Source organism: Exiguobacterium sp. s166, from assembly GCF_018618855.1.
Lineage (GTDB): Bacteria > Bacillota > Bacilli > Exiguobacteriales > Exiguobacteriaceae > Exiguobacterium_A.
The window spans coordinates 316,127-330,516 of record NZ_JACSMU010000001.1 but is presented as its reverse complement, the minus strand read 5'-3'; the positions used below and the strand labels follow the sequence as shown (position 1 = coordinate 330,516).

The following is a 14,390-nucleotide window of genomic DNA, read 5'->3' as shown; positions in this document are numbered from 1 at the left end:
GGTACCACGGGATCTTCAGGTTCTCGTCCCTTTGCGGACGAGGACTTTTTTTGTATTCAAAAAGGAGGAATTAGGATGAAATTACCACGCGGAACGTTTGATGTACTTCCGGGTACAGTAGAACGTTGGCAGTATATTGAAAACCAATTGCGGGAGATCAGTAAACGGTACAACTATAAAGAAATCCGGACACCGATCTTTGAAGAAACAGAGTTGTTCAAACGGGGTGTCGGTGAGACGACGGACATCGTTCAAAAAGAGATGTTCATGCTTGAAAAACGCGGGAAGGAACAATTTACGCTTCGTCCGGAAGGGACAGCAGCCGTCGTTCGTTCATTCGTGACGAATAAACTCTACGGCGCCGCCAATCAACCGGTCAAACTCTTTTATATCGGACCGATGTTCCGCTATGAACGTCCGCAAGCCGGTCGTTTCCGCCAGTTACACCAATATGGCGTCGAGGCACTCGGCAGCGAAGAACCGGCAATCGATGCAGAAGTCATCAGTCTTGCGATGAGTATTTACCGCTCGTTTGGTCTGAAAAAACTGAAGCTCGTCATCAACTCGCTCGGAGACAGCGAAAGCCGCGCCGCCCACCGGGAAGCACTGGTCAATCACTTCAATCCGGTCGCCCACGAGTTATGCCAGGATTGTCAGAACCGTCTCGAAGCGAATCCGCTCCGGGTACTGGATTGCAAAGTCGACCGTAATCACCCGAGCATGGCGACAGCGCCGTCGATCCTCGACTTCCTGAACCCGGCTTCGAAAGACTATTTCGATCAAGTCCTGTTGCACCTGGATGCGCTCGGCATCGAATACGTGATTGATCCGACACTGGTCCGAGGACTTGATTACTACAATCACACGTCGTTTGAAATCATGTCGGAAGCAGAAGGATTCGGCGCAATCACGACGCTTTGCGGCGGCGGACGTTATAACGGACTCGTCGAACAAATCGGCGGACCGGCTACACCGGGAATCGGATTTGGAATCGGGATCGAACGTCTGTTGATGGCGCTTGAAAATGAAGGTGTCCTGCCGGAAATCGATGATGCGATTGATGTCTTCATCGTCGCGCAAGGCAACGAAGAAGTTGAAAAAACGGCAACACGCCTGTTGCAATTGATGCGTCTCGAAGGACTTGCCGCTGACCGTGATTATCTCGGACGGAAGTTCAAAGGACAATTCAAAGCAGCCGATCGGATGAAAGCCCGCTTCACTGTCATTTTGGGAGACGAAGAAGTCGAACGTGGAGCAGCAGCGTTAAAAGACATGTCGACCGGTGAACAGATTGATGTGCCATTATCAGCTGTTGCCGATACGATTGTCGCGAAATTAAAGGAGGAAGCATAATGATCGGACGTACACACATGAACGGAACCGTAACAGAAGAAACAATCGGCCAAGCCGTTCAATTAAAAGGATGGGTCCAAAAAAGACGTGACCTCGGAGGATTAATTTTCCTTGATCTTCGTGACCGGACCGGGATCGTCCAAGTCGTCTTCCAACCGGAAAACGAACAGGCGCACCGCCTGGCGGAATCGATTCGTTCGGAATACGTGCTCGATATCAAAGGGACGGTCGTCCAGCGTGAAAATCCGAACCCGAACATCCCGACCGGACAAGTCGAAGTCGTCGCAGACGAAGTCATCATCTTAAACGCTTCAAAAATGACGCCGTTCCCGATTAGTGAGGAAGCGGAACAGACATCAGAAGATTTGCGTCTGAAATACCGTTACCTCGATCTTCGTCGTCCGTCGTTACAAGAGACATTCCGTCTGCGTTCGAAAGCTTCGAACATCATGCGGAACTTCCTTGACGAACAGGATTTCCTCGAAGTCGAGACACCGATCTTAACAAAATCGACACCGGAAGGCGCACGGGATTATTTGGTTCCGAGTCGTGTTCACCCGGGTGAGTTTTACGCCTTGCCGCAATCACCGCAATTGTTTAAGCAATTGTTGATGGTTTCGGGCTTTGAGCGGTACTTCCAAATTGCCCGTTGTTTCCGTGACGAAGATTTACGGGCCGACCGTCAACCGGAATTCACACAAGTCGATATCGAAACGAGCTTCATGGATGTTGAAGATTTATATGCAATGATGGAATCAATGATGACACGTGTCATGAAAGAAACGCTCGGAAAAGACATCACGACACCGTTCCCGCGGATGCCGTATGCAGAAGCGATGAGCCGGTTCGGTTCAGATAAACCGGATACGCGTTTTGGTCTTGAATTGATTGATGTCGCAGAAGCAGTCACAGGAGCCGGCTTTAAAGTCTTCGACATGGCGCTAGAATCAGGCGGCGAAGTCAAAGCGTTGAATGTCAAAGGCGCAGCCGATCAGTTCTCCCGCAAAGACATCGATAAATTACAAGAATTCACAGCGATTTATGGAGCGAAGGGTCTTGCCTGGATCAAAGTGACAGCAGACGGACTGAACGGTCCAATCGCGAAGTTCTTTGACGAGACAGCAACGGCCCGACTCGTGGAAGCGACGGCAGCTGAAGCCGGTGACTTACTTGTTTTCGTCGCAGCAAAAGCTTCGATCGTTGCCGACAGCCTCGGTGCACTGCGACAAAAACTCGGGAAAGAACTCGGTTTGATTGACGAAACCGTCTTCAACTTCCTGTGGGTAACAGACTTCCCACTCGTAACGTTCGAAGAAGCGGACGGCCGTTTTTATGCGAACCACCATCCGTTCACGATGCCGCGCCGGGAAGATCTCGAGAAACTCGAGACAGACCCGGGCAGCGTCCTTGCCGTAGCCTATGACCTCGTCTTGAACGGGTATGAGCTCGGTGGCGGATCACAACGGATTTACGAACGTGATATCCAGGAGCGGATGTTTAAACTGCTTGGCTTCAAGGAAGAAGAAGCAAACGAACAGTTTGGTTTCCTGATGGAGGCGTTCGAGTACGGCACGCCGCCGCACGCAGGTATTGCACTCGGTCTTGACCGTCTCATTATGCTGCTTGCTGGCCGGACGAACTTACGTGATACGATTGCATTCCCGAAAACAGCTTCGGCAAGCGATCTGCTGACAGCGGCACCAAGCCCGGTTTCAGACGCACAACTGAACGAACTGTCGATTCGGACAGCTGTCAAACAATCATAATACCAACAGATTTCCTTCAGTCATGAGGGGAATCTGTTTTTTTAATGGAGGAGGATTCGTGATGGAGCGCACTTTTTTTGAACGGTCACCGGTTGAGGTGGCCCCGGAACTGTTAGGGAGTCTGTTGACGGTTGATGAGGTCACGATGCGGATTGTCGAAGTGGAAGCATATCTCGGACCGCACGATCAAGCCGCCCATTCTTACAGTGGACGACCAACAAAACGGACGGCACCGATGTTTGGACCGGCCGGTCATATTTATGTGTATTTTACCTACGGCATGCATCATTGTTTGAACATCGTCTGCGGGGAAGTAGGGGAAGGATACGGAATTTTGTTGCGCGGGGCGGAAGTCGTCCACGGACATGATCTCGTTGCGACCCGCCGTTTCGGAAAACCGTATGCGGAACTGACGAAAACCGAACAAAAAAATCTTGTCAATGGTCCCGCCAAATTATGCCAAGCGTTCGGGTTAATGACGGAGGATTCCGGAACGGATCTCTATACGGATCACCGTTTTCAGATTGAAGCCGGTCCAGTTACTGACGTCATCCAGACAACCCGGATCGGGATTCCGAATGCCGGAGAAGCGACAGCCTATCCGTGGCGGTTTTATGAAGCGGGAAGCAACGGGGTCAGTAAAAAATAAATGGAACGGCAAACAAACGTGTCGCTGACGGACACATCCTTCACACACAAAAAAACGTGTTTCTCAAAAAAGAGAAGCACGTTTTGCTGTTTTATCGTTTTGGTGTATTGATTGATTTTTTAGATTGCTGTTTTTTATAGAATTTGTAGACGATTGGTCCGACCGTCGTAGCAAGCGTGATTAATGTTCTTAATTTACCTTTTTTAGCAGCCATGAAATAATTCACTCCTTAGTAAGTTGTACTAATCATATTCCACGAAAGCAAAAAGTTAAAACCTTTCCGGCACATCGGTTCTTTGCGAAAGGAAATAAGATTGAGATAGTACGGGTAGAAAAGAGAAAGGAGCTGATGACGTGGCAGGAGTCGTATGGTATCGAAAAGATTTGCGGGTCGACGATCATGAAGCATTGATGCGTGCATGCAACGAAAAAAACACGGTCCGTGCAGTATTTATCCAGCAGGAATCCGGAAACCGTGGAAAACAGCAAGTAAGGTTTGAACAGGAAACGCTTCAGTCCTTGCGGGAACACTTAGAACAACTTGGCGTCGAACTGACGATTTTACAAGGGGAGACAGTCGAACAACTGACATCGTTTGTTCAACCGGAGGACATCGTTTACTTTCACCGGATGACGGGTGAGTACGAAGCACGACAGGAAAACGCAGTGCAAAAACATTTTACCACGCGAATGTATGAGACCCAGACGCTTCATCTCCGGGAAGATATCGGCAGTGACGAACTGAAACGTGTCTTCACGGCGTTCCGGAAAAGAGTTGAGCATGACGGCCGCTTTGCGGATCCAATCGAAGCACCGGGGGAAGTTCGGTACATCGAATCACCGCAAACGAGAGCAGGCTACGACCCGCGAACTGCGTTCCCGTTTACGGGAGGCGAGTCGGCAGGGCTGGACCGATTAGCCGCATATTTGGAACGGCCGATTTTTACCTACAAAGAAACACGAAACGGCTTTGACGTTGATGACTCTTCGAAATTATCCGCCTGGCTGGCAAACGGTTCGCTGTCCCCGCGACGGGTCATGGCAGAACTTCAACGGACCGAACGCGAGCATGACGCTAATGAATCAACATACTGGTTGTATTTCGAATTGTTATGGCGCGACTTTTTCCACTTGACGATGCGTGAGACAGGACACCGGCTGTTCCGTTCCAATGGGTTACGGGACGGACACTTGACCTGGAAGACGGATCCAGCGGCGATTGATTCCTGGATTGCAGGGGAGACGGGTGAACCGTTTGTCGATGCGTTCATGCGGGAAATCAAGGAGACCGGCTGGATGTCGAACCGTGGACGTCAGATTACGGCCAGTTATCTGATTCATGACTTAAAGCAGGATTGGCGGATCGGTGCGCGATACTTTGAACAGCAGTTGATTGATTACGATGTAGCCTCCAATTACGGGAACTGGGCTTATATTGCAGGCGTTGGAAATGCGACCCGGACACCACGGTTTAATCCTGAATTTCAACAACAAAAATATGATCCGGCCAAAGCATTTATCCGGCGCTGGATGTCAAGCGAAACGACTGAAAAATGACCAAATTTTAAGAGTCAGAACCAGTTGCATTTCGATAAGGGGAATGCTATATTAAATGCAACAGATGGGGTTCCTGAGATGTACGAGAGCCGCCTTTTATCTTTGAGCCACTCTTTTTTGATAGGGAGTTTGACGTTCCAACTAGTAGTACATGCCTCGTAACACAGCAGGAGGACGTACGAATAGGAATCGGATAAGACACCCACCTGCGCAGCAGGTTCAAAAATAAGGTATCGACACGGCACTTCGGGTCCCATCGTTTCTTTTTTTAGATGAATCACACCATACGTCGCATGACGTTTTTTTTTATGATATAATTCCGAGTAAAACAGTATGAGTATTGTGAGGTTATGAGATGTTAAATCAATTTTCACGTAATGAATTGGCAATCGGTAAGACCGGACTTGACGCATTGGCATCCAAGTCTGTTGCGATTTTAGGAATCGGCGGCGTCGGTTCGTTTTCGGCGGAAGCCCTGGCCCGCAGCGGCGTCGGTCGTTTGATTCTTGTTGATAAAGATGATATCGATATCACAAACGTCAACCGTCAGATCCATGCCTTGTTACCGACAGTCGGTCAGCCGAAAGTCGATGCAATGGCGGATCGTTTGATGCAAATTAATCCGGATTTAGAAATTGTCCGCTTGAAAATGTTCTACAACGAAGAAACGTTCGAAGCCTTTTTTGCAGAAAATCCAGATTATGTGATTGACGCTTCGGATACAGTATCGTTTAAGATTCATTTGATTAAAGAGTGTAAACAACGTCAGATTCCAATTATCTCGAGTATGGGAATGGCGAACAAGATGGATCCGACACGAATCAAGATCGTTGATATTAAAGATACGAGTTACGATCCGCTTGCAAAAGTGATCCGGACGCGCCTGCGTAAGGAAGGGATCCATAAAGGAGTCCCGGTCGTCTTTTCGGATGAACCACCGGTCAAAATCATCGAAGAAGTCCGTCAAGTCGTCGGTAACGATGAAGCGTTTATTCGGAAAGCTAAAATGCCGCCGAGTTCAAACGCGTTTGTTCCATCGGTTGGTGGATTGATTGCGGCAAGTTATGTCATCAATGAGATTGTCCGGGAAGCTGGCGTCATCATCGAACGTGTCCGTTAAAAAAGCGACCTCAGCAGGTCGCTTTTTCTAATCGTTTACGGTTGTTTTTTCCAAAAATCGAGCCGTGCCTGTAATTGTTTTTCGAATCCGCGTGGACTCGGCTTATAAAAAACCGGTTTGGTTCGTGCCAGGTTTTCCGGCCAATAGTTCTGTTTGACATACGCATGCGGAAACTGGTGCGGATACTGATATTCGACACCATTGCCGAGTGCTGCGGCACCGGCATGATGTGCATCCCGTAAATGCGGAGGGACCGGACCACCATCTGATCGACGGACGAGTTCAAGTGCCTGATCAATCGCTGTAATGACAGTGTTTGATTTCGGAGCAGTCGCGAGATACAGCACAGTTTCAGCAAGCGGAATTCGTGCCTCCGGAAAACCAATGTACTCACAGGCCCGGGCACACGCATCAACGATCAGTAGCGCTTGTGGATCGGATAATCCGATGTCTTCTGCTGCATGGACATAGAGGCGGCGGACGATGAAGCGTGGGCTTTCCCCGGCTTCAATCATGACAGCAAGCCAGTAAAGGGCAGCGTCGGGATCCGAGCCGCGAATCGACTTGATGAAGGCCGAGATGACATCGTAATGCCGGTCTCCGTCTTTATCGTATTTCAAAGCTTTTTGCTGAATCGATTCTTCGGCTACAGCAAGGTCAATCGTGATTTCACCGTCAATTTCCGGTGTTGTCAGAACGGCGAGTTCGAGGGCGTTGAGCAGTGCCCGGTAATCACCGTCCGAAAGCTTCACATAATGCTCGACGGCCTCCTCGGTGACAGTGACCGGATACTTGCCGAGACCGCGGTCCGGGTCTTCTAAAGTCCGGTGCAGAACAACGCGCAAATCGTCTGTCGTCGGTGTCTCGAACCGGAAAACAGTCGCCCTGGATAACAGGGCAGCATTGACTTCAAAACTTGGGTTTTCCGTCGTTGCGCCAATCAACGTGATTGTTCCGGCTTCGAGTGCCGGCAGTAAGGCATCCTGCTGCATTTTATTGAAACGGTGGATTTCATCTAAAAATAAAATGGTTTTTTGTTGGTCAAACTGCAAACGGGATTCCGCTGCTTTTAAGACTTCACGCAACTGATCCAGTTTTGCCGTGACGGCATTCAACTGTTCAAATGCTGATTTCGTATAACTGGAAATGACACGGGCGAGCGTCGTTTTTCCGGTTCCAGGGGGTCCGTAGAAAATAACGGTTCCGAGCCGGTCAGCCAAAATAGCCCGGCGTAACAGGGTCGATTCTCCAATCAAATGGCGTTGGCCAACGATTTCATCCAGTGATTGAGGGCGCATCCGATTGGCAAGTGGCCCGGCCGGAGAATGTGATTCAAATAAATTAGCCATAGGTAGCGTTCCTTCTTTCAACTTTTAGCTACTACTATACTAGAAAGGATGTCTTTTCGCATGATGAAAATCTCGACAAAAGGCCGTTATGGTCTGACAATCATGATTGCACTCGCCAAAGGAGGCGAGGCAAAGCCATTGTCTTTAAAAAAAATTGCGCAGATGTATGATCTGTCCGAGCACTACCTGGAGCAATTGATTGCCCCGCTCCGTAACGGCGGTCTCGTCAAAAGTGTTCGCGGAGCATACGGTGGATATAAATTAGGCCGTTCAGCCGAAGACATTACCGCAGGGGATATCATCCGTCTGCTCGAAGGTCCGCTTGTCGTCGTCGAAGGCGACAATTGTGACGAAGTGACGAAACGGAAATTGTGGGATAAAATTCAAAGTGCCGTGGATCAAGTACTTGATACGACGACATTAAAGGATTTAGCGGAAGAAGACGATACAGGTTATATGTTTTATATATGAGAGGTGAAAAACGATGATGTATTTTGATCACGCTGCAACGACGCCGATGCGGCCCGAAGTGCTCGAGAAGATGACACCATACATGCTTGAACAATTCGGAAATCCGTCAAGCGTCCATGCATTCGGACGAACAGGGCGGGCTGCGATTGACACGGCACGACGAATGATGGCGACGGAATTAAACGCCAGACCGACGGAAATCATCTTTACGAGCGGTGGCACGGAATCCGATAACTATGCCATCCTCGGTGCTGCCATCCAGTATCAATCGAAAGGGCGTCATGTCATCACAACGCGGTTTGAGCACCATGCCGTACTTCATGCTTTCGAGGAACTGGAGAAACGTGGATTTGACGTGACGTATCTTGATATTCCGGAGTCGGGCATCGTGACGGAAGAGGCTTTACGTGCAGCAGTTCGACCGGATACGATTTTAGTATCGATGATGTTCGGGAATAACGAAGTCGGAACGGTCCAGCCGATTGCGGCATGCGGTCGTTTCTTGCGTGAACAACAGATTGTGTTCCATACGGATGCTGTTCAAGTATTTGCGAAGTCGCCCATCGATGTAGAAGCGATGCACATTGATTTGCTGTCGGCATCGAGTCATAAAATCAATGGACCAAAAGGCGTCGGAATATTATATGTCCGGTCTGCTATCAAGTTAGCGCCTCAATCGTATGGTGGGGAACAGGAACGCAAGCGTCGTGCCGGAACGGAAAACGTCGCCGGAATTGTCGGGTTTGCGGAAGCTGTCCGGCTGACGGCAACGGAGCGGGAAGAGCAGACTCGACAGTACCGGCTGTTACGGACGATGTTGCTCGAACGGCTGCGAGCCTCAACGATTGATTTTGAAGTCAACGGGGCGGAAGGATTGCCGCAAGTCCTCAACCTGTATTTCCCAAACGTCGAAATTGAACCGTTTTTAATTATGCTCGACATGCGGGGGATTGCCGTTTCAAGCGGAAGTGCCTGTACGGCAGGATCGGTTGAGCCGTCGCATGTCCTGTCGGCGATGTACGGTGAAAATCCGCGGACGAAACAATCGGTCCGGATCAGCTTCGGCCGTGGAAACGATGCGGCACAAGTCGAACTGCTCGCACAAGGCCTGATAGATGTCGTAAAATCGTTTCAGAACAATTAAGAGGTGAAAACAATGAATACACGCGCAAAAGCACCGGAGGAAACAACGGTCGTCGTCGGGATGTCCGGCGGCGTCGATTCGTCCGTTACGGCTTATTTATTAAAAGAACAAGGATACAACGTCATCGGAATCTTCATGAAGAACTGGGACGATACCGACGAAAACGGATTTTGTACAGCAACGGAAGATTACGAAGATGTCATCGCTGTCGCCAATCAAATCGGCATTCCGTATTACGCAGTCAATTTCGAAAAAGAGTACTGGGACAAAGTCTTTACGTACTTCTTGGAGGAATATAAACTTGGCCGGACACCGAATCCGGATGTCATGTGTAATAAAGAAATTAAATTTAAAGCATTTCTTGACCATGCGATGCGCTTAGGGGCAGATTTTGTTGCGACGGGCCATTATGCGCGGGCTGTATATGAAGACGGTGAGCATAAATTATTACGCGGCGTCGATACAAACAAAGATCAAACGTATTTCTTGAACCAACTGTCGCAGGATCAAATCGCTAAAGCGATGTTCCCGATTGGACACATGGAAAAATCAGAAGTGCGGAAAATCGCCGAAGAAGCGAACCTCGCGACGGCGAAGAAAAAGGATTCGACCGGTATTTGTTTCATCGGGGAACGGAATTTCAAACAGTTCCTCAGTCAGTATCTGCCGGCGCAACCGGGTGAAATGCGGACACTTGACGGTACAACGATGGGACGTCATGACGGTCTGATGTATTACACGATGGGACAACGCCACGGTCTCGGGATTGGCGGAGACGGAGAACCATGGTTCGTCGTCGGGAAAAACCTCAAAGAGAATATCCTGTTCGTTGAGCAGGGATTCCATAATGAATTGCTTTATTCAGAGGGGTTATATGCGTCTGATATCAGCTGGACGGCAACGATGCCGGTCGGGACAGAATTCCGTTGTACAGCGAAGTTCCGTTACCGTCAAACGGATACACCTGTGACCGTTCGTATTCTGGACGGCGGACGGTTAGACGTCGCGTTCGACGAACGGCAACGGGCAATCACACCGGGACAAGCTGTCGTTTTCTATGACGGAGATATCTGTCTTGGCGGGGCGACGATTGACGATGCATACAAAGCGGGCAAACAGTTAACGTATCTTGCGTAAGGGAGAGAATGAAATGAACTACAACGAAGTCGGGTTCCGACATCTGGAGTCCGGGAATTATGAACTGGCGGCTCAAGCTTTTAACGATGCCATCGAAGAACAACCAAATGATCCGACAGGTTACGTCAATTTAGGGACATTGCTCCAATCAATGGACGATGCTGACCGGGCACTCCGGTTTTACGATAAGGCATTGACGATTGATCCAACGTTTGCCAGTGCCCATTATGCCAAAGGGGCATTATATTTCTCGGCGGATTTACTGGTGGAAGCCGAAGAATCATTGCGCCTTGCTTTGTTACATGGACTCGATGACGCGGATCTTCATTTCATGCTCGGTCTGACATATCAAAAGCTGGGTGATCCAGTCCGGGGAATTCCACGTTTGAAGCAAGCCACGGAACTGAACGGTGTAGATGTTGAAATCGCCTTCCAGTACGGTCTTGCCCTTGCTCAGAACGAACAGATTGAAGAAGCGGCTGAAATCTTCGAGCAGGTATTATTGCTGGAAGAGACACACACGGATGCCCGTTATAACTATGCCATTGCACTGGCTTTTTTAGGTCAGCAGGAAGCATGTTATACGGAACTCGAAACTGTTCTTGCTTATCAGCCGAACCATACGATGGCACAGGATGCGAAAGCGAAGATGGATGCCTTATTGAACTAAAAAAAGCGTTGCGACCGATGAACATCCCGGTTTCGCAACGCTTTTTTCATTAATGTCCGACTTCACGTACGATTCGTAACGGTGGACCGGAAAAGTCTTCATACGCTTCGTCCATGTTTTTCGTATACAGTTCGATGACATTTTGTTCCGTATCTTTAAAGTAAGCGGAGTACTCCTTATCATTCGATGTCTCCTGTTCATCCCATTCACGAATTTTGACATCAATTGAAGCAGTACGCAACAGATCAAGGGCTTCTTTGAATTCATTTTTCTCGACATAAAAGGCGCAATGGACATGGACTCCGCCTTCATCGTACAAGCTGTCCCACTCTGTGACAGGAAGGTGTTTGACTGTCCGTTCTTCCATTGTAAAGTCACGTTTGAGCCAAAGGCCGAGACGGGTGTTTCCGCCAATGTACAACCACGTTGCCCAAACGCCGTCCTGCTTTTCCTGTTCATGACTCGGCTCGGCATCTTCCGGTGCCCACTGTTCAACAATCGGAATACCAAGCGTCCCGTTCCAAAAGGCAACAGCCCGTTCCATATCTTCCACTTCCAGCACTAATTCACACAATCCGGCAACTGGCAATCGTCCCATGATTTGTTCCTCCATTCAATTATTGATTCAAGAAATGTTTCCCTCATTTAAAATCCCTTAAACGAATGCTATGATTGGAACAGCGTAATGGAGTTCAGACAGAAAGCAGGTGGAGTGATGGAGCACCCCCATCAAGTAGTCGGCCGCATTAAACGTGTGCTTTTTTCCTCCGAAGAAGAAGCCCATTCCATCGTTTTGATGGCAATTAAAGAAAAGAACTTTGAATTAAAAGAAACAGAACTCGTCGTCACAGGAACCGGTGTCGGAATCGAACTCGGCGGAACGTATCAAGCATTCGGACGATTGATTGATCATCCGCGATTCGGTAAACAACTAAAAGCAGAGTTGATCCGCCGGTCGGTTCCGATGACGAAACACGCAGCCGTCCGTTTTTTGACGAACGGTTCGTTTACCGGCATTGGTCCGAAAACAGCGAAAAACATCGTCGATGCTCTTGGTGAAGATGCAATCGATATCATCTTAAAAGACAGCAAGGCACTTGACCGTGTCCCTGGACTGAAACAAAAACAGGCCGATGTCATCTTCAGCCGACTCGCAACCCTATACGGTGTTGATCAATTGATGCTTTTTTTAGCCCCGTTTGATGTTACTCCGAAACTCGCGGCGAAGATTTATGCGGCATATGAAGGAGACGCGATGGCGAGAATTCGGGAAAATCCTTATTCTTTAATGTACGAAGTCAGTGGCATCGGTTTTAAGACAGCCGATCAAATCGCCTCGCATCTGGGGCTTATCGGCTTGCATCCGGAACGGGTCGCAGCCTCCATCATGCATATACTCGAACAGGAGGCGGGAGAGGGGCATGCGTTTGCAACCGTCGAATCACTGTTGCAACGGGCACCCCGTCTACTCGGAGAAGATCCCGGCGAACGTCTCGAACAAGCCATCGAACTGTTGTTGAACGAAGATAAGGTCAAACTCGAAGAAGGCTGTTTGTATTTGCCGACGATTTTTTATGCGGAAGTCCGGGCGGCAAAGGAACTGGCCCGTGTCATGGCGAACGGAGCGGAGCAGGAAGTTGATGTCGCGACGATTCTGTCGGCCATCGGTCAGCTCGAAGAACGGTTCGGTATGGAATATGCAGTCCAACAACGGGAAGCCATCGAACTGGCGGTCAAAGCGCCGTTGATGGTCTTGACGGGTGGACCGGGTACCGGGAAGACGACCGTCATTAAAGGGATTTTGCACGCGCTTCAGGAAATTCATGATTGGCCGCTTGAAAAAAGTCAGGTCAAATCGGGTGAGGTCTATCCCTATGTCCTTGTTGCTCCAACCGGACGAGCGGCAAAACGCTTGTCGGAAGCGACGGATGTTCCGGCGATGACCATCCATCGTTTGTTAAAATATGACGGGTCAAATTTTCAATTGGACGAAGACCAACCGATCTCGGGCAAGGTTTTGATCATTGATGAATCATCGATGATAGATATCTACCTGTTATCGAGTTTGTTACGAGCGGTACCGAATGGCATGAAGATTTTATTTGTCGGCGATCGTGATCAACTGCCGTCGGTCGGACCGGGACAAGTCCTGGCCGACTTAATGGACACAGACGGAATTCCGGTCGTTCGGCTCAATGTCGTTCACCGGCAAGCCGAGGATTCCTCGATTCTTCGGCTGGCTCACGATTTGAAAAACCGGGTCACGTCAGCTGACTTGCTTGCTCCGTTATCTGACCGGCGATTTTATTCGCTCGCCCCGCAAGAGTCGTTACGCGGTATCGCCGCCTTCGCGGAAAAAGCACTGGCGAAAGGCTATTCGAAGTTTGACGTCCAAATCCTGGCGCCGACGTATCGTGGACAGGTAGGAATCGATGAACTGAACATCGTCCTGCAACAGGTCTATAATCCGGAAGCGCCCAAAAAACGGGAAGTCAAACAAGGGACACGAATTTACCGGAGTGGAGATAAAATTCTTCAGCTCGTCAATAATGCGGAAGAAAATGTCTATAACGGGGATATCGGCGAAATCGTCAACATCTTTTTTGCAAAGGAAAATGTCGACAAGGTGGACAAAATCATTGCCCGGTTCGATCAGACGGAAGTCGAATACAACCGGAGTGAGTGGGATCAATTCACACATGCGTATGCGATTACGATTCATAAAGCACAAGGGTCGGAGTTTCCGATTGTCCTGATGCCGGTCTTTTTCACCGGAGCCTTTAAACATTCCCGTAATCTCATCTATACGGCCGTCACACGGGCAAAAGCCAGTTTGTTGTTGTTCGGAGATCCCCGTGCCTTTTATAAAGCTTCCCAAGAGGAAGAACCACGCCGGCGGACCCGGCTGATTGAACGGCTCGGCGGTATGACAAAGACTTGACTGAATGCACCAGATAGGTAATAATCACGGTAGATGAATGGACGCAAAACGTTGATGGAAGATAAGTAAGTCGTAATCTTCATGACCAGAGAGAGATGGATCTGCTGCAACCATCTTCATGACGATTCGATTGAAGCTCCTTCCGGAGTCGAGTGCAAACACTTGCGGGTAATCTCCGTTAACGGATTTTTCGAGGTAAAGAGAGCACATGTCTTTACGAACGAGGGTGGTAC

Annotated in this window: 13 protein-coding genes, 1 other RNA gene and 2 other annotated features (2 of these 16 running past the window's edge); of the genes, 11 read left to right on the top strand and 3 right to left on the bottom strand. The window is 49.2% G+C overall.

Features of this window, described 5'->3' with window-relative positions; translation table 11 throughout:
* Window positions 1-34: a binding site (T-box leader), on the top strand; it begins 190 nt to the left of the window's first position.
* Window positions 35-75: 41 nt separating this feature from the next.
* The 3 genes from hisS (at window position 76) to KNP93_RS01700 (ending at window position 3,768) form a co-directional block, all read left to right on the top strand.
* Window positions 76-1,353, top strand: coding sequence for a histidine--tRNA ligase (gene hisS / locus KNP93_RS01710; protein WP_251138589.1), 1,278 nt, complete (start codon window positions 76-78; stop codon window positions 1,351-1,353).
* Window positions 1,353-3,119 carry an aspartate--tRNA ligase gene (gene aspS / locus KNP93_RS01705; protein WP_214852815.1) on the top strand — a complete coding sequence of 589 codons (1,767 nt, stop codon included), beginning with the start codon at window positions 1,353-1,355 and terminating at the stop codon, window positions 3,117-3,119. Before hisS ends, aspS begins: the two co-directional genes overlap by 1 nt.
* A gap of 61 nt (window positions 3,120-3,180) precedes the next feature.
* Window positions 3,181-3,768 carry a DNA-3-methyladenine glycosylase gene (locus KNP93_RS01700; protein WP_214852813.1) on the top strand — a complete coding sequence of 196 codons (588 nt, stop codon included), beginning with the start codon at window positions 3,181-3,183 and terminating at the stop codon, window positions 3,766-3,768.
* A gap of 91 nt (window positions 3,769-3,859) precedes the next feature.
* Here KNP93_RS01700 and KNP93_RS15750 read toward each other — a convergent pair whose 3' ends face one another.
* Window positions 3,860-3,982 (bottom strand): hypothetical protein, encoded by a 123-nt coding sequence (locus KNP93_RS15750; protein ID WP_012370953.1) that lies wholly within the window; start codon window positions 3,980-3,982, stop codon window positions 3,860-3,862.
* 140 nt (window positions 3,983-4,122) lie between these two features.
* Here KNP93_RS15750 and KNP93_RS01695 point away from each other — a divergent pair, with 140 nt between their 5' ends.
* The 3 genes from KNP93_RS01695 (at window position 4,123) to KNP93_RS01685 (ending at window position 6,445) form a co-directional block, all read left to right on the top strand.
* Window positions 4,123-5,325, top strand: coding sequence for a DASH family cryptochrome (locus tag KNP93_RS01695; protein WP_214852811.1), 1,203 nt, complete (start codon window positions 4,123-4,125; stop codon window positions 5,323-5,325).
* A 67-nt stretch (window positions 5,326-5,392) separates the two neighbouring features.
* A non-coding RNA gene (ssrS, locus tag KNP93_RS01690) (6S RNA) lies at window positions 5,393-5,582 on the top strand.
* A 98-nt stretch (window positions 5,583-5,680) separates the two neighbouring features.
* Window positions 5,681-6,445: a tRNA threonylcarbamoyladenosine dehydratase gene (locus KNP93_RS01685; RefSeq protein WP_131502710.1), complete on the top strand. Its 765-nt coding sequence runs from the start codon at window positions 5,681-5,683 to the stop codon at window positions 6,443-6,445.
* A 35-nt stretch (window positions 6,446-6,480) separates the two neighbouring features.
* On the opposite strand, the gene KNP93_RS01680 is transcribed toward KNP93_RS01685, so the two are convergent.
* Complete coding sequence (locus tag KNP93_RS01680; RefSeq protein WP_131502709.1) at window positions 6,481-7,794, bottom strand: replication-associated recombination protein A; 1,314 nt, start codon at window positions 7,792-7,794, stop codon at window positions 6,481-6,483.
* 63 nt (window positions 7,795-7,857) lie between these two features.
* Here KNP93_RS01680 and cymR point away from each other — a divergent pair, with 63 nt between their 5' ends.
* Genes cymR through KNP93_RS01660 form a run of 4 tightly spaced genes read left to right on the top strand, consistent with a single transcriptional unit; the run spans window position 7,858 to window position 11,216 of the window.
* Complete coding sequence (gene cymR, locus KNP93_RS01675) at window positions 7,858-8,265, top strand: cysteine metabolism transcriptional regulator CymR (protein WP_026827839.1); 408 nt, start codon at window positions 7,858-7,860, stop codon at window positions 8,263-8,265.
* Between the two features lie 13 nt (window positions 8,266-8,278).
* Window positions 8,279-9,409 (top strand): cysteine desulfurase family protein, encoded by a 1,131-nt coding sequence (locus tag KNP93_RS01670; RefSeq protein WP_188004550.1) that lies wholly within the window; start codon window positions 8,279-8,281, stop codon window positions 9,407-9,409.
* 12 nt (window positions 9,410-9,421) lie between these two features.
* Window positions 9,422-10,546 carry a tRNA 2-thiouridine(34) synthase MnmA gene (mnmA, locus tag KNP93_RS01665; RefSeq protein ID WP_131972448.1) on the top strand — a complete coding sequence of 375 codons (1,125 nt, stop codon included), beginning with the start codon at window positions 9,422-9,424 and terminating at the stop codon, window positions 10,544-10,546.
* A 13-nt stretch (window positions 10,547-10,559) separates the two neighbouring features.
* Window positions 10,560-11,216 carry a tetratricopeptide repeat protein gene (locus tag KNP93_RS01660; protein ID WP_131502706.1) on the top strand — a complete coding sequence of 219 codons (657 nt, stop codon included), beginning with the start codon at window positions 10,560-10,562 and terminating at the stop codon, window positions 11,214-11,216.
* Window positions 11,217-11,265: 49 nt separating this feature from the next.
* On the opposite strand, the gene KNP93_RS01655 is transcribed toward KNP93_RS01660, so the two are convergent.
* Window positions 11,266-11,814, bottom strand: a complete 549-nt coding sequence (locus tag KNP93_RS01655) for a VOC family protein (RefSeq protein WP_131502705.1) — start codon at window positions 11,812-11,814, stop codon at window positions 11,266-11,268.
* Between the two features lie 117 nt (window positions 11,815-11,931).
* Here KNP93_RS01655 and recD2 point away from each other — a divergent pair, with 117 nt between their 5' ends.
* Window positions 11,932-14,157 (top strand): SF1B family DNA helicase RecD2, encoded by a 2,226-nt coding sequence (recD2, locus tag KNP93_RS01650; protein ID WP_131502704.1) that lies wholly within the window; start codon window positions 11,932-11,934, stop codon window positions 14,155-14,157.
* Window positions 14,158-14,199: 42 nt separating this feature from the next.
* Window positions 14,200-14,390, top strand: a binding site (T-box leader) (it continues 27 nt past the right edge of the window).

Excerpts from the sequence above, each read along its gene's own strand:
- hisS (WP_251138589.1), top strand. The coding sequence starts at position 76 with ATGAAATTACCACGCGGAACGTTTGATGTACTTCCGGGTACAGTAGAA.
- aspS (WP_214852815.1), top strand. The coding sequence starts at position 1,353 with ATGATCGGACGTACACACATGAACGGAACCGTAACAGAAGAAACAATC.
- KNP93_RS01700 (WP_214852813.1), top strand. The coding sequence starts at position 3,181 with ATGGAGCGCACTTTTTTTGAACGGTCACCGGTTGAGGTGGCCCCGGAA.
- KNP93_RS15750 (WP_012370953.1), bottom strand. The coding sequence starts at position 3,982 with ATGGCTGCTAAAAAAGGTAAATTAAGAACATTAATCACGCTTGCTACG.
- KNP93_RS01685 (WP_131502710.1), top strand. The coding sequence starts at position 5,681 with ATGTTAAATCAATTTTCACGTAATGAATTGGCAATCGGTAAGACCGGA.
- KNP93_RS01680 (WP_131502709.1), bottom strand. The coding sequence starts at position 7,794 with ATGGCTAATTTATTTGAATCACATTCTCCGGCCGGGCCACTTGCCAAT.
- cymR (WP_026827839.1), top strand. The coding sequence starts at position 7,858 with ATGAAAATCTCGACAAAAGGCCGTTATGGTCTGACAATCATGATTGCA.
- KNP93_RS01670 (WP_188004550.1), top strand. The coding sequence starts at position 8,279 with ATGATGTATTTTGATCACGCTGCAACGACGCCGATGCGGCCCGAAGTG.
- mnmA (WP_131972448.1), top strand. The coding sequence starts at position 9,422 with ATGAATACACGCGCAAAAGCACCGGAGGAAACAACGGTCGTCGTCGGG.
- KNP93_RS01660 (WP_131502706.1), top strand. The coding sequence starts at position 10,560 with ATGAACTACAACGAAGTCGGGTTCCGACATCTGGAGTCCGGGAATTAT.
- KNP93_RS01655 (WP_131502705.1), bottom strand. The coding sequence starts at position 11,814 with ATGGGACGATTGCCAGTTGCCGGATTGTGTGAATTAGTGCTGGAAGTG.
- recD2 (WP_131502704.1), top strand. The coding sequence starts at position 11,932 with ATGGAGCACCCCCATCAAGTAGTCGGCCGCATTAAACGTGTGCTTTTT.